Genomic DNA, 21,177 nt, shown 5'->3' on the forward strand with positions numbered 1-21,177 from the left:
ATTGTAGACTAAGACCGCCACGTCTTTAAGAAGGATTACAGACTAAAACCGCCACGTCCTGTAGCCCTTCCCCCACTGATTGCCGGTTCGTTGAGTCAGCGTCCGTAATCTCCGACCTCAATCGATTGACCTCTGTTCTCTGTTTTGAGGTGGGTGGTTTACGGACGGTTATTTGGGATAAAAATAGTAAGATGAGAGGGAGATAGAGATGAAAGCTTTTTTACTATGTAATGACCGACAGGATAAAATGTTTCCGTTTGATAAACACTATCAAATAAATAGTCTTCCCCTTTTAAATAAGGAAATAATTTTTTGGCAGATTGAACAATTACTAGAATCGGGTATTTCAGAATCGAATATCTATGTATTTCTAAACTATAAAGCAGATCAAACCAGACGTTTGTTGAAGAAATATAAAAATATTCAACAGATTGAATCCAATATAGGGCTAGATAGCTTTTTAAGAACAAATAATGAATCATTTGAAGAAGGGGTAATTATCCAAAAGGGTAATTATCTTATGACATCGAATGATATAACTTCTCTTATAGCATCTAAAGCGGCTTCAAGTGTTCTATTGACGCAAAAAAAACAAGAAAGCATTGATATGATTGGTGCACAAGTGCAGAATAATCAGGTTGTAAAATTTTTAGCACATGCGAGAGACCACTATGTGACTGCTGAAGTTTCAGGGGCTTACAAGTTGGATAAACAGGCTCTATACTCTATTGCATATGCGAGTTACGGTTTTAACCAACGTGTAACAGGTTCAATGATTCCTAATCGGTTATTCCTTGAAAATGGTTTGAATGACTATTTGGAAGAAGGGAATAAGATTCAAGCTATATTTGCTCAAGAGAAAGTACACCATTTGCAGTTTCCTTGGGATATTTTAAATGTAAATAGTGATTACCTTGAAAAATATGCTCAAGAGATCAAAGAAACGACTATCGGTGATCATTCATTTATCTCTGAAGAAGCAACGGTAAATGGACATGTTGTCTTAGGCGAAAATTCTTTCATAGGGAAAAATGTAACGATTAATGGAAATGCGATTATTGGAAATAATGTAAAAATTGATACTGGAGCGATCATAAATGGTCCAGTGTTGATAGGGGATCACTCTTACGTTAAGGACTATGCTAAACTTGAAGCCAATACGGTGATTGGTGATGAAAATAGAATTGGACATAATGCTGAGATTGAAGGTGTGACCATGAGAGGTATTTCTGCCATTCATTATAGTGAAATGTATGGAGTGCTTGGTCAATATGTAGACGTTGCAGCAGCATGTGTTTGTGGAATTTTGCGATTTAATGATGCAAGTCAAACACATCGAATAAACGGAAGAAGTTACTCGGATAAATATTCTAATGCAATATTCATTGGCGATTATACTCGGACAGGGGTAAACAATGTTTTCTTTCCAGGAGTGAAAGTAGGAAGTGAATGTGCACTTTATCCAGGATTAAATATTGAAAAAGATGTATCCCATGAAACGCTTGTGATAAAGAAAGAAGAGCATATTGAGAAAGAGTGGGGAAATAAAAAATACGGTTGGTGACCATGCAATGAGATGGTGTACAATAAAGTCTGTAAAGAATTTGGCACAACAAGTGTGGAGAAAGACTGTTTTCAGCAAGAAAAAATGAGTGGAATAAGCCATCTGAGGGTAAATCTTAGATTAAATATAAGCGTTGACTTTGAATATAAATATTCACTGATTGAAATATCGCTTGATGAGATTTTGAAAGACAACAATAGATGTTACTATTTAGCAGATGAGATATGTGTAGACTCCTGTGGGAGTAACGTGAGCTTGAGATCCACTTTGCCAAGTGGGTTTTACTTGTCAAAGTTAGCTCAAGCCACGCCCACGGAAAGCGGAACATATCTCACCTGCGAATCTAAACGAATGGTTTATAATAAATCGAAAATTAGATTTACGCCGTGTAGATCATGAAGCCCTCCCCACGAAAAGCGAATCGATTGCTTATCGGAATGAAATAACGTTTAAATGTTGAGGTCGCATGCGCGGCACAACCATACAGAAGTAAAGGCAACAGTAACGTTCTCATACTGTTGCCTTTTTCATTTTTTTATGAACTTTTTAAGATAATCGTCCGTAAAACGCCCGCCTGTTTATTAATCATATAAATGCACATTATGTTTTATGTAAAACAAATGTAATGTTTTGGTAAAAACGCCATACTGGTGCATTTCTTGTGATACATTGTGGATGTAATTGCAGAAATCTAAATCTTAATGAGGAGGTAATCCGCATGCATCCAGTTGAATTGATAGCTGTGTCTAAATCTTATGACAGAACAACTAAGGTACTGGAACATATTGATTTGACTATTGAAGAAGGCGAATTTTTTGTTTTGGTTGGCCCGTCAGGATCTGGGAAGAGTACATTACTACGAATGATTGCTGGACTGGAAAGTATTACAGGTGGAGAACTAAGACTGAAGGGTAACATGGTTAATCATTTGCCTCCAAAAGATCGTCACTTATCAATGGTATTTCAAAATTATGCCCTATACCCTCATTTGACTGTCAAGCAAAATATTCTATTTGGTCTTCATGCTAAAAAGGTAAAAAAAGCCGAACAAGAACAGAGGCTCTATGAGACAGCTGAGATGATGGGGTTAACCGACTTGCTTAATCGTAAACCGAAGCAATTATCAGGCGGTCAGCGACAGCGTGTAGCGCTGGCAAGATCCGTGGTTAGTCAAGCCCCGTTATGCCTGATGGATGAGCCTCTGTCTAACTTAGATGCCAAATTAAGAGCACATATGCGTGTTGAAATTCGTAGACTTCAGAAAAAATTAGGGTTGACCATGATATATGTGACGCATGATCAAGTTGAGGCAATGACGATGGGCGATCGTATTATGGTGTTAAATGATGGGACTATCCAACAAATTGGACAGCCGATTGAACTCTACAATCAGCCAGCTAATCTATTTGTTGCGTCATTCATTGGCTCGCCAAAGATGAATTTAGGAGAAGCAACGATTGAGGACCAGCAACTCACGATAGAACAGACGCTTCAACTCCCACTAAGTATGAGTGATATTCCACAGGTGATCCAGCGACGGAATTTAATTGTGGGGATTAGGCCAGAACATCTTGCTTATGCCAAGCCAGAAGAAGCGGATCTATGGCTAGAAGTGATCAATATTGAACATTTAGGAAACGAAACCCTGCTCACATTTGAAGTAGGCCGGGAATTGTGGACAGCCAAGTGGCTTGGTCAATGGTTAATTCAAGTTGGTGAACGTGTTCCCTTGTCAGTATCGATTAAACATTTTAGTTTTTTCAACCGTGATTCTGGCGCTCTGATTCAAGCACCTACAGAGAATCAACATTTGGAGGTCGTTGCACTATGAATCAAGTAGCGCTGCCATTTAAACAAATAGAAGCTAATGATTTAGAACGTATGACTAAAAAACAAAAACGAATAAAAACGTTTAAAGGTTTTTCTTTTTTAGCGCCATCGGTGTTATTGTTCAGCCTATTTCTGTTTTATCCTTTAGGACGTACGATTTATTTAAGTTTATTTCTAACGAACAGTAGTGGTATAACAACAGTATTTGTAGGATTGGAAAATTATCAAAATATTTTTTTATCACCGATTTTTTTAAAAAGCTTGCAATCGACATTTCTATTCGTCTTATACACCGTTCCGGGTGCCATATTGGTAAGCTTATTTTTAGCGATTATAGCTAATGAGAAATTAAAAGGTATTGGCTTTTTTCGGACGATGTATGCTTCAACGATGGGGATATCAACAGCAGCCGCTTCGGTGTTTTGGTTGTTTCTGTTTCACCCAACGATCGGCTGGCTTAACCAATTGTTAAATGTCATCGGGGTCGCACCCATTGGATGGTTAACCGATCCGGAATGGGCCTTAATATCTGTTGCTATTTCAACGGTTTGGATGAATATCGGCTTTACCTTTCTGGTTTTATTAGGTGGTCTTCAATCGATTGATTACTATCTTTATGAAAGTGCTGATATTGATGGGGCTGGCTATTTTTATAAACTAAGGCGTATTACATTACCGATGTTGTCGCCAACCTTGTTCTTTGTTATTACTGTTACTTTTATCAATGCCTTTCAGACGTTTGGGCAAATTGATATGTTAACACGAGGGGGTCCTCAAAATGAAACCCATTTAATGGTTTATTCTATCTATCAAGAAGCATTTATGAATTATCAATTTGGAACGGCTAGTGCACAAGCCATTATTTTGTTTGTTTTCATCTTAGTGTTAACGATTATTCAGTTTAAATTAGGTGAAAGGAAGGTGCATTACCAATGACCACGTCCCTTCGCCGTAAAGTCGTTTTTTATACATTGCTAACGTTAACAGCTTTTCTAGTTTTTGCACCCACTTTTATTGCGTTCATGATGAGCTTCATGTCGAACCAAGAAATAATGACAGGACAAATTATTCCTCGCTCATTAACATTTGATAATTACGTGCAGGTCTTTCAGCGCTTTCCATTGATGCAATATTTACTTAATAGTTTAATCGTATCTTTGCTGATCATGGTCGGTCAATTAGTCATCTCTAGTTTGGCGGCCTATGCGTTTGTTTTTATTGATTTCAAAGGACGTGATTTAATTTTTTTTATCTTTATAGCAACGATGATGGTGCCGTTTGAAGCGTCAATCATTCCAAACTTTCATACCATTAGAGATTTAAATTGGATTGACAGCTATCCGGGTCTGTCTGTACCATTTTTCGCAATGGCATTTGGTACATTTTTACTCAGACAGCATTTTAAACAGATCCCAAAAGAATTGAAAGAAGCAAGCGAAATCTCTGGTATTGGTGATTTTAAATTTTATTTAACAGTGGTTTTACCAGTTGCTAAATCGAGTCTAGTCACGCTCGGTGTCTATGGCTTTTTAACATCATGGAATATGTACCTTTGGCCACTTCTGGCAACAACTGATGATCGTTTTCGAACAGTGCAAATTGGGTTGAGACAATTACAAACGCAAGAACAATTAAATGAATGGGGAGTGATTATGGCAGGCGCTGTGATTGTTGTTATTCCAACTTTGGTTTTGCTGTTTGTCGGTCAGAAAAAGTTGCAACAAGGTCTGACAGAGGGTGCCTTAAAATAAACGATCAAGTGAAGTTTGATTCAAATAAAATAAGGAAAAATGAGGAGGATCTTTTTATGAAGAAGGTATGGTTGATATGCTTTGTATTAATGTTATTTCTAGTGGGTTGCCAAACTAATGAAACAAATCAAGACGTTGAAGCGCAAAATGACTCATCGAATGGCACAGAAGAGCATTCTGATGAAGGTGAAAGTGAAGCGCCTGTTGAAGTGGTATTCTGGCATGCAATGGGTGGCGCTCTACAGGATGCATTAGATCAAATTGTTGATCAGTATAATCAAGGCCAAGACCAAGTGATAGTAAAAGCTGAATATCAAGGTACTTATGATGAAGCACTGACAAAGTTTAATAGTATTGCTGGAACAGACAGTGCGCCAACCATGATGCAAGTGTTTGAGATTGGGACGAAGTCAATGATTAATAGTGGTGGGATTGAACCAATTCAAACGTTTGTTGATCAAGATGGTTATGATATGGATCATTTAGAGGAGAACATTATTAATTATTACCGTGTAGAGGATCAATTTTATTCTATGCCGTTTAATTCGTCGACACCTGTGATGTATTACAATAAAGAGGCGTTTGAAGCAGCTGGATTAGATGCTGATACACCACCAGCCACTTATCAAGAGATAGAGGAAGCGAGTCGACAAATTGTTGCAAATAATCCGGATATGAAAGGATTTGCTCTTCAAGCTTATGGTTGGCTGTACGAGCAATTGCTTGCCAATCAAGGTGCACTTCTTATGAATAATGATAACGGTCGTTCCGAGACACCAACTGAAGTAGGTTTTACTGAGGAAGAAGGTAAGTCTGTGTTTGAATGGGTGGAACGGATGATGGCGGATGATACATTTGCAAACTACGGGACGAATGGTGATAATATGATTTCCGGATTTTTTGCTGAAGATGTAGCTATGTTTCTAGCCTCATCTGCCAATGTGCGTCATGTGGTTGATGAGGCACCGTTTGAAGTAGGGGTTGCCTTTTTACCTTACCCAGAGGAAAAACAACGGCATGGTGTAGTGATCGGTGGGGCAAGCCTATGGATGATGAATGGTCAGCCTGAAGAAGAACAACAAGCGGCATGGGATTTTATGAAATATTTGCAAACACCAGAAGTACAAGCTGAATGGCATGTAGGTACTGGCTATTTCGCGATTAACCCAGCTGCTTATCAAGAACAAGTCGTTCTTGATGCTTACGAAGCCATGCCACAATTAAAGGTGACCGTCGATCAACTTCAAACGACTACACCGTCATTTGCGACGGAGGGCGCACTGATGGACATGATTCCAGAGGCCCGGCGTATAACAGAGACGGCGCTTGAAACTGTTTATAATGGTGGAGATATTGATCAAGCTTATCAAACAGTGGTCGAACAAATCAATGGTGCAATTGAACAAGCCAATCGTGCTAGAGGAGAATAATCATTTGTTGTTTGTATTTACTTATTTCTTGAGTGAATGAGCTTTTCTAAAAGTAAAACAAATAGTGAAGATGAAGGAGTGAGACCGAATGGTAGATGTTTATGGTCATCGTGGCAGTAAAGGTTTGTATCCTGAAAACACTATGTTAGGTATGCGTCAAGCCATTCATGAAGGTGCGGACGGGGTGGAGTTAGACGTCCATTTAACGAAAGATGATCATCTTATTGTGATTCATGATGAAACGTTAGATCGGACCATCAATGGCAATGGTTTCATTAATAATTATAATTGGTCAGAACTTAAAAAAATGAAACTTTCTTCAGTTTATCAAACATACACTAACTATGATGCTTCTTGGGATTTAGAGCGCATTCCATTGCTAAGTGAGGTCTTAGATTTAGTCGAACCAAAGCGTGTTAAATTAAATATTGAACTAAAAACTGCTTTTAATCGATATGAAGGTATTGAACAAAAGCTAATCGATTGTGTTCAAGGTTACATGAATCAGGTTGAAATCACATACTCCTCTTTTCATTTACCAACCTTAACACGTTTAAAGACAATCGATCCTGACGCTACTATTGCTTGGCTGATTCATCAACCAATACCACAGGTTATGGATTATTACTATTGTTATAATATGGATTATTTGCATGTTGAAGCTTCATTGTTAAAGGAACGCCATTTTGTAAATCAGCTTGATTTAGCACGAGTAAGAGCTTGGACAGTTAATGATGAAGCAACATTAATGTTACTGTTCAAGCTTGGTATTGATGGTATCATTACTGACTTTCCTAGTCGAGCGATTGAATTAAAAAAACGCTGGGGGCAGGGTCCTGTTTTGTCACGATATTAGTGAAGGATAATTTTAACTAATAAATGTTAGAAAGAGTAATCATTGGTTTGACATAGAGAATGTTCAGTATGATTAACCTTCAGTAGGGAAAAATAACCTTGCTGGAGGTTTTTAATAGGTAAGAAAATCATTATTTGTATCATGTCATTTCAATCATGACTTAATACGGCTCAAGGTGTGATTTGACAATTTTACCACAGATAACTACCCATAAAGCGCCAACACAAAATGGAGAGGAGCGTTTGTCCTGATTCACTCAACTAACAAAGCAGGAAGTCTCTCGCTGCTTCCTGCTAATTGAGGTTTTGTTTTATTCCAGGGTAGTGAACCAATAAAATGGAAAGATGCATAACTTCATTGAAATCGGGTAAATAGTAGTTAAACAGATAAATGAGGAGTGATTAACAAATGGAAAAGAAAAAAATCCAACCTGCACAGCATCAAGATAAGCAGCCAGGTATAGAGGGTGATATGGACCCGTTACCCATTTATGACAACAATCGGTACCAAGGGAGTTACAAATTAAAGGATAAAGTAGCCTTGATTACTGGTGGTGATAGTGGCATTGGGAGAGCTGTTAGTTTATATTTTGCCAAGGAAGGTGCAGATATTGCTATCGTGTATTTAGACGAACATCAAGATGCCGAACAGACAAAGGCACTGGTTGAGGAACAAGGGCAACGCTGTTTATTAATAAGTGGTGATGTAGGGGACTCAAGTTTCTGTAAAAAGGCGGTCCAACAAACAATTAGCTCTTTTGGTCACTTGAATATTCTTGTTAACAACGCAGCAGTTCAGTATCCGCAAGAAGATTTCTTAGCTATCACCGACCAGCAATTAGAGACAACGTTTAAAACAAATATTTTTTCATACTTTTACATGACCCGTGCCGCATTACCTTATTTAAATGAAGGAAGTGCGATTATTAATAGTACATCAATCACTGCATATGCTGGAAATCCAAGTTTAATTGATTATTCAAGTACAAAAGGTGCGATTACATCTTTCACACGATCATTGGCCTCTTCACTAATAGAGAAAAAAATTCGTGTTAATGGCGTCGCTCCAGGACCGATATGGACACCGCTAATCCCTGCCTCATTTGATGCGGAAAAAGTGAGTGAGTTTGGTTCGGATAATCCATTGGGTAGACCTGGTCAGCCTTATGAACTAGCACCAGCCTATGTTTACTTAGCAAGTGAAGATGCAAGTTATGTATCAGGGCAAGTGATTCACGTCAATGGTGGTGTGATTGTTAACGGATAATGAAAGGAATAGCGCAAATATCAAGCACGCTTCAAGGATAAAGGACGTTTATCTATTGGTGCGTGTTTTTGTTTATCACAGATAAACCGTACGTAAAGCGCCCACCACAAGATAGAAAGGAGAGCAAAATCTATTTATGCGGATACTAACGGACGTTAATGTCCTGATGCACTCGACAAACCTGTAATTAGTGGGGGAAGAACGAAAGCGTCCACTGATTTCAGGTTCGTTTTATGAGCTAACTTATGATTTGGTAATTTTAAGGTTGGTAAAGAAAAATATTGGACTTGGCGAATTATATAAGCATTAGGTTAGCAACTGAAGATTAACTTGTGTTAGCCAGTACAGACGTATTCAAAAAAATGTAAATTTATATTGAAGCGCTTACATGATTGGAGTATAATTGGTACGTATAAGTGATTTATGGGATTGAATGGGGTGATAACAAAACTTTATTTACTTCTGATTAATTTTTAATTATATCTTTAATGACAATTGTAGAAATGTACGTAACAATTTCATCACGGATAACCTTTCGTAAACCGCTCGCCTCAAAATAGAGAGCAGAGATCATCTATTTAGGCCGGAGGTGACGGATGCTAATGTCCTGATTGAAAGTTCGTTTTATATTTTTTGAAGTGAAAGGGGAAAAGAAATGAAACCGTTACTTCCATATATTCTGTTTATTATAAGTATTTTATTATTGTCCAATGCCATATTTTTACCAGTTAGAACAGGCGCTGAAACATTTGAACCCCCTGTTTTTAATGAAGTAAGTGTTCATGATCCTTCAGTCATTAAAGTTGATGACACATATTATGTTTTTGGTTCGCATCTAGCTGCTGCCAAATCAAGAGATTTACTCAATTGGGAGCAAATCAGTTCAACAGTCTCAAATCAAAACCCATTATTTGAAAATGTATTTGATGAGTTGTCAGAAGCTTTTGAGTGGGCAAATTCCGATACGTTGTGGGCAGCGGATGTCATTCAGATCGGTGATCAATTCTATATGTATTACAATGCTTGTGAAGGGTCCTCACCACGTTCGGCAATGGGACTTGCAGTAGCTGATGACATAGAAGGGCCCTATGTTGATCATGGGATTTTCCTGAAATCAGGTATGTGGGATCAGGAAAGCCCAGATGGAACGATTTACGATCCAACTATTCATCCAAATGCGATTGATCCACATGCTTTTTTTGATGCGGAAGGTAAGTTTTGGTTGTTATATGGTTCATATTCTGGTGGAATATTTATTATGGAATTAAATCCAAAAACAGGTATGCCTTATGAGGGTCAAGGATATGGCACCCATTTAATAGGGGGTAATCATAGTCGGATTGAAGGTCCATATATGCAATATGACGAGCAGACAGGTTTCTATTATTTGCATGTAACCTATGGTGGATTGGATGCTTCAGGGGGCTATAATATGCGTGTTATGCGCTCAGAAAATCCTGATGGTCCTTTTGTAGATGCAACGGGTCAACAGATGAATCAAGTCAAAGGAGCTGAGGGATCATTCTTTGATGATCAGGCTATTGAACCTTATGGTGTAAAGTTGATGGGGAATTTCCTTTTTGAAAGACGCTTAGGAGAGACTGGAAGTGGAGCTGGACTCGGTTATATTTCTCCAGGGCATAATTCAGTGTATACGACAGATAGTGGTGAAAGTTTTATTTTCTTCCATACCCGCTTTCCTAATCGAGGCGAGGCACATGAACTTAGAGTGCATCGACTTGTTATCAACAGTGAGGGGTGGCCGGTGATTGCGCCTTACCGTTACAGCGGCGAACAATTAGAGGCTATTTCAGCTGATCAAGTGGTAGGGACTTATAAGTACATTAATCATGGTTTAGACATTTCTTCTGACCTGTTTTCCTCAGAAGAAATAAGCCTTCAAGCAGATGGTACGATATCTGGTGTTATTCAAGGTAGCTGGGAGATGACAAATGATTACGATATTGCTTTAACGATTGATAATGTCACGTATCATGGAATGGTCTTACGTCAATGGAATGAGGTAACTGAATCGTTTGATTTAACATTTGCTGCAGTAGGTTCTAATAATATCAGCATTGCTGGTAGTCAAACCATTGCCTATAATCCTGAAACAGCTGTTAAAGAATCACTTGCACATATAACATTTCAGGATTCAATTGTCATTGCTGATTTATCACTACCTAAGACAGGTGTAGGTGGTACGACGATGGTTTGGCAATCTTCTGATCCAAATGTCATCAATGAAGCAGGCGAGGTTAAGCGGCCAATGAAAGAGGAAAGCAATCGAGAGGTGACACTAACCGTAACGGCAACAAATGATCAATACAGTGAAACGAAGACATTCAAATTTACTGTTCTTGCAGAATTTGATCAGCATCTTGCTGCTTATTATCCGTTTGACAATGGTTTAAACGACTATACACAACAGGTAGATGATGGAGAGGTAACAGGTCGTTTGATTAGTAACACAGGTGGTCAAATTAGTTATCAAGAAGGGCAATTTGGTCAAGCGCTATATTTAGATGGCACTTCAGGTGTACGCTTGCCCGACGGATTGCTGTCTGGCGAGCATTACTCAATTAGTTTTTGGTTAAAGCCGGAACGACTAACTGACTTTACCACTGCTTTTTTTGCAGCTCATGATCAAGACAATTGGTTCAGCTTTACACCTCGTGGACATAATGGTGAAACGATGCTGTGGTCATTAGAAAATGGAAATTGGTTTGATGGCTATCTAGAAGAAAATGTAGAAGCGGATGTATGGAGTCATCTTGCGTTAACGAATCATAATGGCGAGCTGACGCTGTATTTAAATGGCGAACAAGCCATGACTTTTCAAAATTTCAATCATGTATTGACAGATCTAAATGGCGTATTTGCTTTAGGGGTTAATTTTTGGGATGCACCATACCAAGGGTTAATTGATGAGCTTGTTCTTTACCAATCTTATACGTTAACCGATCAAGATGTAAAAGCGTTGTATAGTGGTGACATTCCTCTGTTAGACAACTTAAATGATGAAGATCTGCCTATTTTAGACGGTGATCAAAGTAATGAGGAGGATGATGAAAAAACTAAAGATGCTGTCTGGTTAGATAGTAGTGAAGGTTTAGATCAGCAAATGAATGTGCGATTACCCGATACATCTTCAGCTATCTATCATAGACTCGGAGTTGGCGTCATACTAGTTTTATTAGGTATAGCGACATTATTATTTCAGAAAGCAAAATCTAATTAGTCCTGATTTGCTTGACTGATTACTAGCGGTTTTTATCACAGATAAGCGTTCGTAAATCGCCAACCTCAAAATAAGGAGAGCGTTCAATCGGTGGGTGCTAAACGGCCGCTAATGTCCTGATTCACTCAATGAATAATTAGTGGGTGGGTAAGATCGTAGACTAAAACCGCCACATTTTTAAGAAGGATGACAGACTAAGACCGCCACGTCCTGTGGCAATGTCTGTATGACCTACGTCCTGTTGTCCTCCGCCCGCTGATTGAAGTTTCGTTTTATCAGTGGAAATCACCTTTTTCTTTTATATCTGTCCATCTGTTTATGGTATAATTAAATAACCGAAATGTGGAAAGATAGACAACAGAGGAAGGTGATAGCAATGAAAAAGATTGCAGTATTAACATCGGGTGGCGATTCACAAGGAATGAATAGCGCCATTCGTGCAGTCGTTCGCACGGGTTTATCTAATGGCTTTGAAATGTTTGGGGTAAGAAAAGGTTTTAAGGGATTAATGAATAATGATTTTATTAAGTTGGGTTCAAAAGAGGTTAGTGATATTTTATACCGTGGAGGTACCTTTTTACAATCTGCACGATCAGAAGCTTTTAAGACGCCAGAGGGACAAGCTAAAGCGATTGAGCATTTGAAAAATAAAGGCATTGATTATGTGGTTGTGATCGGTGGAGATGGTAGCTATCGAGGCGCTCAGGCTTTACAACGTCAAGGAATAAAGACGTATGGTCTTCCAGGAACAATAGATAATGATATCCCATTAACTGACTATACGATTGGTTTTGATACGACTTTAAATGTAGTGACAGATGCGATCGGAAACTTACGTGATACAATGAGTAGTCATGAGCGGGTTAGCGTGATAGAGGCGATGGGACGCAACTGTGGTGATATTGCATTGCAAGCTGGCATTGCAAGTGGTGTTGATGCGATCATTATTCCAGAAGTCAAAGCAGATATAAACAAAATAGCTGCAGATCTTAAAGCTGGTTTTGAACGTGGGAAGTCACATAGTATGGTAATTGTAGCTGAAGGAGCAGGTAAAGCCGAAGATATCGCGAAGGAAATTAAAACGTTATCGGGGCTTGATACACGTCCAACCGTACTTGGACACATTCAACGTGGAGGTACTCCAAGTGTCTTTGATCGTGTGTTTACAAGCCGAATGGGTCATGAAGTGATCGATTTAATTAAACAAGATATTGTTGGAGTGGCACTTGGCATTGAAAGTAATAAAATTACCTATCATACTTTTGACGAAATTTTTGCTACTGAGAATAAAATTAATGATCACCTCTATCAAGTTTTTCAAGATCTTATTTGATGCTAAGCACTGCCACTCTATAATATTGTGGCAGTGCTTGTTTGATACGTTAGGAAAGAACAAAGGTGTAGGATTTGACACCGGAGCACATACGAGTTTTCACCTTCATCAGTTCTCTTTTTTTAAGTAATGGTGAGGATTTCCTTTTAAAAATTGCTCATCTTCAATTGATTTATTATTGCGTATGGCTACCGTTAGTTTATTAATAATTGATGCTAACATGTCCCGTTCTTGTTCGCTGATATGGGCAAATTCGATACCGTAGTAGACGGTATCAAAGAGCGTATCGTTTTTCCAAACGATTTCACCAATTAAATAAAAGGATTCTCCAGCTAGTTTAAAATAAAAGGCTAATCTTAGCTTGGATCGAGCAGGTAAATCCAAGGAAGATAAAATTTTAAGTCCTCCAATACTAATGTTTTCAATTAAAATTTTTGCACTCCCAAGGTTTAGCCGACGATGATTCAGTTCGATGATTGTCATTTCACCAATTAAAAAATTCGGCAACTCACATCTGAAGAATTTCCGTTTTTCAATTTCTGGTTTTTGTCTGGTATGGTGGATAGGTAAGGTTAATTTCCCTTTTCTTATAATCGGTTCGATTTTCTCGACAGGAACAGGCTTTGAAAAAATATAGCCTTGAATCAAATCACACTCTTTCTGCTTAAGGAACTGATACTGTGTGTATGTCTCTACCCCTTCAGCTACTACTTTTACCCCTATTGATTTAGTTAAATGAAGAATCCCAGATATAATAGCCGCATCTTTATTATTCGATTTCTCGATATTCCGAATAAATAATTGATCAATCTTTAATATATCAATATGAAAGGTCCTTAAATACTTTAATGATGAATAGCCAGTACCAAAGTCATCGAGAGCAATCGTTATACCTAGATTTTTCAACTTTTTAATCGTTTCAATGACAGCATGAACATCTTTAATCAATGTGCGCTCTGTAATCTCTAATTCTATGTAAGTCGCTGGAATATTTGCTTGAATCAGCAATTGGTTGATTAAAAGGACAATGTCCGCTTTTAAAAATCGTGATGGTGGAATATTAATTGATATCGGTCGTAATGGCATGTTAGCTTGCTTCCATCTTGATAATTGCTCAATCGCTTCTTTTATGACCCAATCTGTAATGCTATCAATTAAATTATTCTCTTCTGCTAATGGGATAAATTCACTAGGTGAAACAACCCCCCAACTTTCATGATGCCAACGAATTAAAGCCTCGATAGATTCAACTTCCCCAGTCATGACGTTAACTTTAGGTTGATAATATAAAGTGAAATCTTCATTTTTAATGGCTTGTCTTAAATCTTGTTCAAGAATAAATCTTTTGAACGAGTCAATTTCATGTGAATTGTAGAAGATTTGATATGTATTTTTACCTTTATTTTTTGCTTCATTTAAAGCGTAATGTGCATTATCAAGCAGTTGCCTTTTGCTTTTGCCGTGATAAGGGAAAGTAACAATGCCAATACTTGTCGTTAAAAATAATCCATAGCCATCTATCCAAATCTTTTCGTTAATCGCTCTAATAATAGCCTGTGCTTGTTGTTCAATAATCTCTTGTTCAGTTGTGCTTGAATCAATAATGATGAAATCATTACTAGCGAGCCGATAGAGATATAAATGTTTACTTAAGGTTTCCTTTAGTCGCTTTGCAATTTCTTTTAAAACAAGGTCTCCGGTCTGATATCCCAGTGAATCGTTGATAAAGGCAAAACGATCAAGGTCAAGGTGGTAGATGGTAAACGGTTTCTTGGTGCTAATTAAATGATTCACTTGATGCTTTAAACGGATTTGATTCGGAAGTTTGGTTAGCCAATCATGATATTTTAAGAAATTGTATTGTTGTTCTAAAGCTTTATCACTTGTTATGTCGATCATCACACCATAAATTTGAGTGAGCTGCTGTTCTGTATTTAATGTGGGTACAAAAGTATGGTGTACCCACTTGTTATGGTCATTTACTAAGTTTAGCTTATGTTGTTTCTCTACCTTCTGCCCATTAATCAGTTGTTGGTGCTCATCCTCATTAATATAAGTGAAAAAAAGTTTTGGATTCTCAAGGATGACTTCGATCGGCTGTTGGAATAACGTCTCGGCAGCTCGCGATAAATAAGTCATTTTCTCTGATTCAACGTCATAAATCCAAAAACTGTTATTTGCGTGCTGATGTAAATATTGAATACTCGTTTCACGAGATAGCCACTGTTTTTCTAATTGTTTTTCTTTGGTTATATCTTGAATAATCCCAACATATTGCCTGGTATGATCATCGTTTTGCTTTAACTCCCCTGATGCTTGTAAATAGATAAGGTTATGATTGTCTTTGTGATAGACGCGGAAAGAAATATAAAAGTCAGTATTGATATTCTTTTTGGTAAATAATGCTTGATCATCTGGATGGACAAGGGCAAGAAAAGTATTTAAGTCAATCGTTTCGTCATTTTTAAAACCACAGATGGTTTTAAAATGAGTTGATACATAGAGGGTAAGGTCATCAGAGTGATACTGCCATCGTCCGATATTCGCTATTTGCTCAGCTTGATGCAATTGTTTCTCTTTCGTAGTGGTATCACTATCTAATAAGCTATTATCATTATTATCTAAATTATACAGTTCTTTAGTACTATTATTTCTTTTTGCATCAAAATTGAATAAGCTATTTTGAAGCTTTTTAAACCGATTCATAGTCACATCAACCTACCTTATTTTATGATAATAATCCCTAATATACTACCATAAAGTATGAAATGTAAAGTTGAATATGTAGGATTTTGCATGTAATTGTATTTTTTTATAGTAAAAAATGCTGTAATACAGTAAAATATAAGTAAAAAAGTAATGGTTAAAAATAATTATACATAAATACGAATATTACATATCGATAATTTATTATCAAAAGAAGGTGGTTTAAAATGAGCGCGGGGAAAACATTAAAGATACTCAACCTATTTTCAATGCAACAAAGAAAGCTAAAGATTGACGATATGGTTGAACAACTAGCCTACCCTAAAAGTTCCTTGTATCGACATGTAAAGTTATTAAAAGAAGAAGGCTATTTAATAGAAACAACCGATAACTATTACCGACTAGGAAATCGATTCTTACATTTGGCTACTATCGTAAACGAGGACAACCGATTACCGACATTAATATTGCCTTTCATGGAACAGTTAAGAGATCGTTTGAATGAGAGTGTTGTTCTTAGTCATTTATCGGGAACGGATCACGTTTGTGTCCAAAGCTTTCGAGGTTTTCACACATTAAATGTAACGATAACAGTGGGGGAAAGGTTATCTTTTTTAACTGATGCAGGAGCGAAGGTTATGTTAGCACACTTAAATTCGTCATTGCGTGATCGCGTTATAGCCGAGCATCTTTCAGATCGCATCCTAAAACAACACAATTTGACGAAAACAATCTTTTTAGAACAACTTAAACAAATTAAACGCAAAGGGTATGCAGTTGGTGAAGATAAGAGCCCAGACGGTGTATTAAGTTACGCTGTGCCACTTAGGAACGTTGATCAAGAAGTGATAGCCGCTTTAAGTATAGTGGGACCGAAGTATCGAATGCTTCAATATGAAACTAAATTTTATGTAGAACAATTAAAAACGATAAGCGGACAAGTCGCTACATACCGTTTTGATGGAATTAGCTAAGAGAGCGGGACAAAAATAAAAGAAGTGAAATCCGAGTAGCAATATTTTAGCTTGTAGAACCACTTCGGCAAAACACTTCGCTTTCTCTTACCATAATAAAAAAACAAATCAGATGCATTGCATCTGATTTGTTTTTTAATCATATTATTGAGCTAGGCTAACATCTTTTAACATTAATATTTGTGTTGGATGTTGCCAGAATCCCTGCACTTCATCTCTTACACCGAGAAGGAACTCTTGGTGGTGGATGTAAAGCATTGGTGCTTCATCGACAAGGATTTCTTGTGCTTCCCGATAAAGAGCTAAACGTTCGTCTTCATCTGGATTTTGGCGTGCTTCGATAAGAATATCATCTAATTCGTCATTCGCTAAGAATGTACGGTTACCAGGCTCACCAAAGTTATCTGAATGGAACATTGGGTACATACCATAGTCAGCATCACCAGTTACGGTTGTCCAACCAAGAACGAACATATCATGTTCACCGGCGGCAGTATTTTCTAAATAAGCACCCCACTCCATGATTTCGATATCAACATCGATACCGATGTTTTCAAGTTCTGCTTGTACGTAAGTCGCCATATCAACTCGCTCACGTTGATCATTTGTCCATAATGTGGTTGAGAAGCCATCTTCATAACCTGCTTCAGCAAGTAAAGCTTTTGCTTCTTCAACATCATATTCTAAACCTGAGATCGAATCGTCATAACCGAATACGTCAGGTGCGATAGGTCCAATTGCTGGGATACCCGCACCATCGAAGATTCCATCGATAATCGCATCTTTGTCAATCGCCATTGAAATGGCTTGACGAACCAATGGATCATCAAACGGTTCTTTCTCCGCATTAAAACCAATGTATGATAATGATACAGATGGTTGACGATTAACGTGCATACCATCTGAACCTTCGACGCGTGCTACATCAGATGGGCTTAATGGATCTGAAATATGTGCAGCGTCTGTTTCTAATTCAGCAATACGTGTTGAATCTTCTGGTACAACTTTAAACGTAATCGAATCTAAATGCGCATTCTCACCCCAGTAGTCATCGTTTCTATGAAGAACGATTTCGCTACCTGAAGTCCAGCTTTCAAAGACGAATGGACCTGTACCGATAGGGCCATTGCTAATTACGCTACCAGGTTCTTCGCCATCTTCTATTGCTTCATAATCGGCTTCGATTAATTCACCTGAAATCATACCGCCACCATTGTGTGCTAAGTGTGCAGGTAATGGCGCAAATGAATATTCTGTTTCAAATTGAACGGTATAATCATCAACGACAACAACGTCAGTAATCATATCGTATAGGAAAGAACGTGGTGAAGCGATCGCATCGTCTAATACACGATCAATATTCGCTTTGACAACATCAGCGTTGAATTCAGAACCGTCATGGAATGTAACACCTTCACGTAAAGTGAATTCCCATGTTAGATCGTCAACCATAGTCCATTCTGTCGCTAGGCCAGGTTGAAGTTCCATGTTCTCATCTTGAACAACCAATGCTTCGTAGATGTTATATGCGACATTACTTGAAGGTGTATCATTTGAACCGTGTGGGTCTAATGATACGGCATCTGATAGTTGGGCAATAACAAGGTCGCCACCTTCAGCTGCTGGCTCATCAGTTTCTTCGCCAGCTGGGTCTTCTCCAGGCTCTTGTGCATCATCATCTGTACCACATGCTACAACAAATAAAGCGGATGCAACAAGTAATAGCAGAAGTAGAACGGATTTCTTAAATTGTTTCACAACTTACACTCCCCTTTTTTAATCTGTATGGTGAAAACTGTTTTTACTATACAACAGATTAAAAAATAACACAAGTTTAAATTATCTAAAAAATTTATAAATTTACAATTTTTCATCTACTATTATGATGATTATCTGATATTCTCTTGACTTCAAGGGATATAGTTATATAATTCAAAATATTAAGAGTTAATTTAATTTTTCAATTTTTTATTAAATTGTTGAAAAATGTAGAAGGGTATGACAAAATTGTGGATTGTAGCTGTTTAGTTTTCAAAAAATAAGCTTAACTTTTGTTATATATCGATAAATATACCCAATTGTTATAGAAAACTTACTTATTTAGTGAGGAAACAGATGCTTGCTTGTATGTATATTTATACCGATAACCGTTTTATCTGAAAATTGGGGTAACGGCACGAGTATCTGTAAAATTCTTCATATTGTATATTTATTAATCCATGCTATAATTACAAATTGTAGTTAATTGAACTTATTTTTTGCAAGCTGAATGTTAGCCATTTTAGTTAAGTAATACGTGTTTCATACATTGAAACACGTGCATCATCATCTATACAAAAAAGACAAGAGAAAGGAATTTAATTATGAGGGAAGAAGTTAATACTGGTGCAGTAATATCTAAAACAGCCCCAAACCCAACCGTGGTTAAATTGACAAATTTGTGGAAGAAATTAATTAAAAATAAATCAGCTGTTATCGGTGGAATAATGATCCTTTTATTTATTCTAATTGCTTTCATCGGACCACATTTCACACCATTTTCTCCAAATGCCCAAAATACGGTTAACAGACTTGCCACGCCGTCTGCTGAACACTGGTTTGGTACGGATCACCTCGGACGAGATATTTTCAGTCGTATTATCCACGGTATGAGTATTACATTATATGTTGGTTTCTTTTCGGTATTAATTGGAACAACAATCGGTGTGGTACTTGGAATTATTTCAGGTTATTACGGTGGTAAAGTAGATACGATCATTATGAGATTAATGGATATTTTACTGGCGTTCCCAGGCATTTTACTAGCACTTGCTATTGTTAGTGTATTGGGAAGTAGCACAGAGAACCTAATTATTGCAGTCGGAATCTTCTCGATCCCTGTTTTTGCTCGGATTGTGCGAGGATCAACACTTGCAGTAAGAAAATTAGAGTATATCGATGCGATTAAAGCTTTAGGGGCTAATGATGCAAGAATTATTTTCCTTCATATTTTACCTAATGTGACCTCGCCTATCATCGTTCAAGCAACTTTAAGTATCGCGACATCTATTTTAACAGCGAGTGGTCTTTCATTTATTGGGATGGGGGCACAGCCACCAACACCTGAATGGGGAGCGATGCTTAGTGATGGACGGAACTATATGTGGGATGCTCCACATGTGGCAACCATACCGGGTTTAGCTATTGTCGTGGTTGTACTGGCATTCAATCTTTTCGGAGATGGTTTGCGTGATGCATTAGATCCAAAAATGAAAAACTAGAAAAGAGGTACAAAACATTGTTTACATTTATCGTACGTCGCATTATCCAGACGATACCCGTTTTAATTGGTGTAACGATTTTAACATTTAGTATGATGCACCTCATTCCTGGTGATCCAGCTCAAATTATAGCAGGTGAAAGTGCATCTCCTGAACAAATTGAATTAATGAGGGAACGACTTGGTTTAAATGATCCGTTACCCGTTCAATATTTTGATTATATAAGAGGTGTAGTTACAGGTGATTTAGGTAATTCTATTAGAAGTGGTCGAGCCGTTTCTAGTGAAGTTTTTCTTCGCTTAAGACCAACGATAGAGTTAGCTGTATATAGTACCATTTTATCTGTATTTATTGGATTAATTGCTGGCGTATTTGCAGCAGTTCGACGGGGTGGCTTATCAGACTCTCTTGTTATGATCGTCGCATTGTTTGGTTTATCATTACCTAATTTCTGGTTAGGTTTAATGCTTATTCAATATTTAGCCATTGGTATTGATATTTTCGGTATTAATACCGGTTGGTTTGCTGCTTCAGGCTGGGGAACATGGCAACAACAAGTGCTACCTGTTTTAACGTTAGGAACAGCTGGTGCAGCGATTATCGCTCGGATGACACGCTCAAGTATGCTTGAAGTTATTGATCAAGATTATATTCGAACGGCTCGCGCAAAAGGTGTCAAAGAACGTGTCGTTATTTATCGTCATGCTTTAAAAAATGCCCTTATTCCTGTAGTCACGGTTGTAGGGTTGCAGTTTGGTACCCTTCTTGGTGGAGCAGTACTAACAGAAACAGTATTTGCTATTAATGGACTCGGCAGATTAATTGTAGATTCGATAAGAGCTAGAGATTTCCCAATTGTCCAAGGTGGCGTGCTTATTTTTGCTTTATTATTTGTTTTTGTAAATATTGCTGTCGATGTCATTTATCGACTGTTAAATAAACGAATTGATCTTAATTAATAGGAAA

14 protein-coding genes are annotated in these 21,177 nt (G+C 37.6%); 12 read left to right on the forward strand and 2 right to left on the reverse strand.

Annotation, left to right across the window (positions count from 1 at the left end):
* The first annotated feature begins 208 nt into the window (after positions 1-208).
* The 9 genes from JOE23_RS00770 (at position 209) to pfkA (ending at position 13,271) form a co-directional block, all read left to right on the forward strand.
* Positions 209-1,564 carry a DapH/DapD/GlmU-related protein gene (locus JOE23_RS00770; RefSeq protein WP_204435383.1) on the forward strand — a complete coding sequence of 452 codons (1,356 nt, stop codon included), beginning with the start codon at positions 209-211 and terminating at the stop codon, positions 1,562-1,564.
* Positions 1,565-2,282: 718 nt separating this feature from the next.
* On the forward strand, positions 2,283-3,395 hold the full coding sequence (locus tag JOE23_RS00775; RefSeq protein ID WP_204435384.1) for an ABC transporter ATP-binding protein: 1,113 nt from the start codon (positions 2,283-2,285) through the stop codon (positions 3,393-3,395).
* A 50-nt stretch (positions 3,396-3,445) separates the two neighbouring features.
* Positions 3,446-4,330 (forward strand): carbohydrate ABC transporter permease, encoded by an 885-nt coding sequence (locus tag JOE23_RS00780; RefSeq protein ID WP_239585224.1) that lies wholly within the window; start codon positions 3,446-3,448, stop codon positions 4,328-4,330.
* Positions 4,327-5,145 carry a carbohydrate ABC transporter permease gene (locus tag JOE23_RS00785; RefSeq protein WP_204435386.1) on the forward strand — a complete coding sequence of 273 codons (819 nt, stop codon included), beginning with the start codon at positions 4,327-4,329 and terminating at the stop codon, positions 5,143-5,145. The genes JOE23_RS00780 and JOE23_RS00785 overlap by 4 nt, the downstream gene beginning before the upstream one ends.
* 56 nt (positions 5,146-5,201) lie before the next feature.
* Positions 5,202-6,575 carry an ABC transporter substrate-binding protein gene (locus JOE23_RS00790; protein WP_204435387.1) on the forward strand — a complete coding sequence of 458 codons (1,374 nt, stop codon included), beginning with the start codon at positions 5,202-5,204 and terminating at the stop codon, positions 6,573-6,575.
* 88 nt (positions 6,576-6,663) lie between these two features.
* Positions 6,664-7,431, forward strand: a complete 768-nt coding sequence (locus JOE23_RS00795) for a glycerophosphodiester phosphodiesterase family protein (protein WP_204435388.1) — start codon at positions 6,664-6,666, stop codon at positions 7,429-7,431.
* Between the two features lie 408 nt (positions 7,432-7,839).
* Positions 7,840-8,697, forward strand: a complete 858-nt coding sequence (locus JOE23_RS00800) for an SDR family oxidoreductase (protein ID WP_204435389.1) — start codon at positions 7,840-7,842, stop codon at positions 8,695-8,697.
* Positions 8,698-9,352: 655 nt separating this feature from the next.
* Complete coding sequence (locus JOE23_RS00805) at positions 9,353-11,938, forward strand: family 43 glycosylhydrolase (RefSeq protein ID WP_204435390.1); 2,586 nt, start codon at positions 9,353-9,355, stop codon at positions 11,936-11,938.
* 376 nt (positions 11,939-12,314) lie between these two features.
* A complete protein-coding gene (gene pfkA / locus JOE23_RS00810) occupies positions 12,315-13,271 on the forward strand; it encodes a 6-phosphofructokinase (RefSeq protein WP_204435391.1) in 957 nt (318 codons plus the stop codon).
* 108 nt (positions 13,272-13,379) lie between these two features.
* On the opposite strand, the gene JOE23_RS00815 is transcribed toward pfkA, so the two are convergent.
* Positions 13,380-15,977, reverse strand: a complete 2,598-nt coding sequence (locus tag JOE23_RS00815; RefSeq protein WP_204435392.1) for an EAL domain-containing protein — start codon at positions 15,975-15,977, stop codon at positions 13,380-13,382.
* A 227-nt stretch (positions 15,978-16,204) separates the two neighbouring features.
* Between JOE23_RS00815 and JOE23_RS00820 the strand changes: the two genes are divergently transcribed.
* The gene (locus JOE23_RS00820; protein ID WP_204435393.1) at positions 16,205-16,951 is read left to right on the forward strand and encodes an IclR family transcriptional regulator; all 747 of its coding nucleotides are present in this window, start codon (positions 16,205-16,207) and stop codon (positions 16,949-16,951) included.
* A gap of 144 nt (positions 16,952-17,095) precedes the next feature.
* On the opposite strand, the gene JOE23_RS00825 is transcribed toward JOE23_RS00820, so the two are convergent.
* Positions 17,096-18,709: an ABC transporter substrate-binding protein gene (locus JOE23_RS00825; protein ID WP_204435394.1), complete on the reverse strand. Its 1,614-nt coding sequence runs from the start codon at positions 18,707-18,709 to the stop codon at positions 17,096-17,098.
* Positions 18,710-19,314: 605 nt separating this feature from the next.
* Between JOE23_RS00825 and nikC the strand changes: the two genes are divergently transcribed.
* Positions 19,315-20,211 carry a nickel transporter permease gene (gene nikC, locus JOE23_RS00830; RefSeq protein ID WP_204435395.1) on the forward strand — a complete coding sequence of 299 codons (897 nt, stop codon included), beginning with the start codon at positions 19,315-19,317 and terminating at the stop codon, positions 20,209-20,211.
* A 17-nt stretch (positions 20,212-20,228) separates the two neighbouring features.
* Positions 20,229-21,170 (forward strand): ABC transporter permease, encoded by a 942-nt coding sequence (locus JOE23_RS00835; RefSeq protein WP_204435396.1) that lies wholly within the window; start codon positions 20,229-20,231, stop codon positions 21,168-21,170.
* Positions 21,171-21,177: the final 7 nt, after the last annotated feature.

Source organism: Amphibacillus cookii (genome assembly GCF_016908375.1).
Taxonomy (GTDB): Bacteria; Bacillota; Bacilli; order Bacillales; family Amphibacillaceae; genus Amphibacillus_C; species Amphibacillus_C cookii.

Excerpts from the sequence above, each read along its gene's own strand:
- JOE23_RS00770 (WP_204435383.1), top strand. The coding sequence starts at position 209 with ATGAAAGCTTTTTTACTATGTAATGACCGACAGGATAAAATGTTTCCG.
- JOE23_RS00775 (WP_204435384.1), top strand. The coding sequence starts at position 2,283 with ATGCATCCAGTTGAATTGATAGCTGTGTCTAAATCTTATGACAGAACA.
- JOE23_RS00780 (WP_239585224.1), top strand. The coding sequence starts at position 3,446 with ATGACTAAAAAACAAAAACGAATAAAAACGTTTAAAGGTTTTTCTTTT.
- JOE23_RS00785 (WP_204435386.1), top strand. The coding sequence starts at position 4,327 with ATGACCACGTCCCTTCGCCGTAAAGTCGTTTTTTATACATTGCTAACG.
- JOE23_RS00790 (WP_204435387.1), top strand. The coding sequence starts at position 5,202 with ATGAAGAAGGTATGGTTGATATGCTTTGTATTAATGTTATTTCTAGTG.
- JOE23_RS00795 (WP_204435388.1), top strand. The coding sequence starts at position 6,664 with ATGGTAGATGTTTATGGTCATCGTGGCAGTAAAGGTTTGTATCCTGAA.
- JOE23_RS00800 (WP_204435389.1), top strand. The coding sequence starts at position 7,840 with ATGGAAAAGAAAAAAATCCAACCTGCACAGCATCAAGATAAGCAGCCA.
- JOE23_RS00805 (WP_204435390.1), top strand. The coding sequence starts at position 9,353 with ATGAAACCGTTACTTCCATATATTCTGTTTATTATAAGTATTTTATTA.
- pfkA (WP_204435391.1), top strand. The coding sequence starts at position 12,315 with ATGAAAAAGATTGCAGTATTAACATCGGGTGGCGATTCACAAGGAATG.
- JOE23_RS00815 (WP_204435392.1), bottom strand. The coding sequence starts at position 15,977 with ATGAATCGGTTTAAAAAGCTTCAAAATAGCTTATTCAATTTTGATGCA.
- JOE23_RS00820 (WP_204435393.1), top strand. The coding sequence starts at position 16,205 with ATGAGCGCGGGGAAAACATTAAAGATACTCAACCTATTTTCAATGCAA.
- nikC (WP_204435395.1), top strand. The coding sequence starts at position 19,315 with ATGAGGGAAGAAGTTAATACTGGTGCAGTAATATCTAAAACAGCCCCA.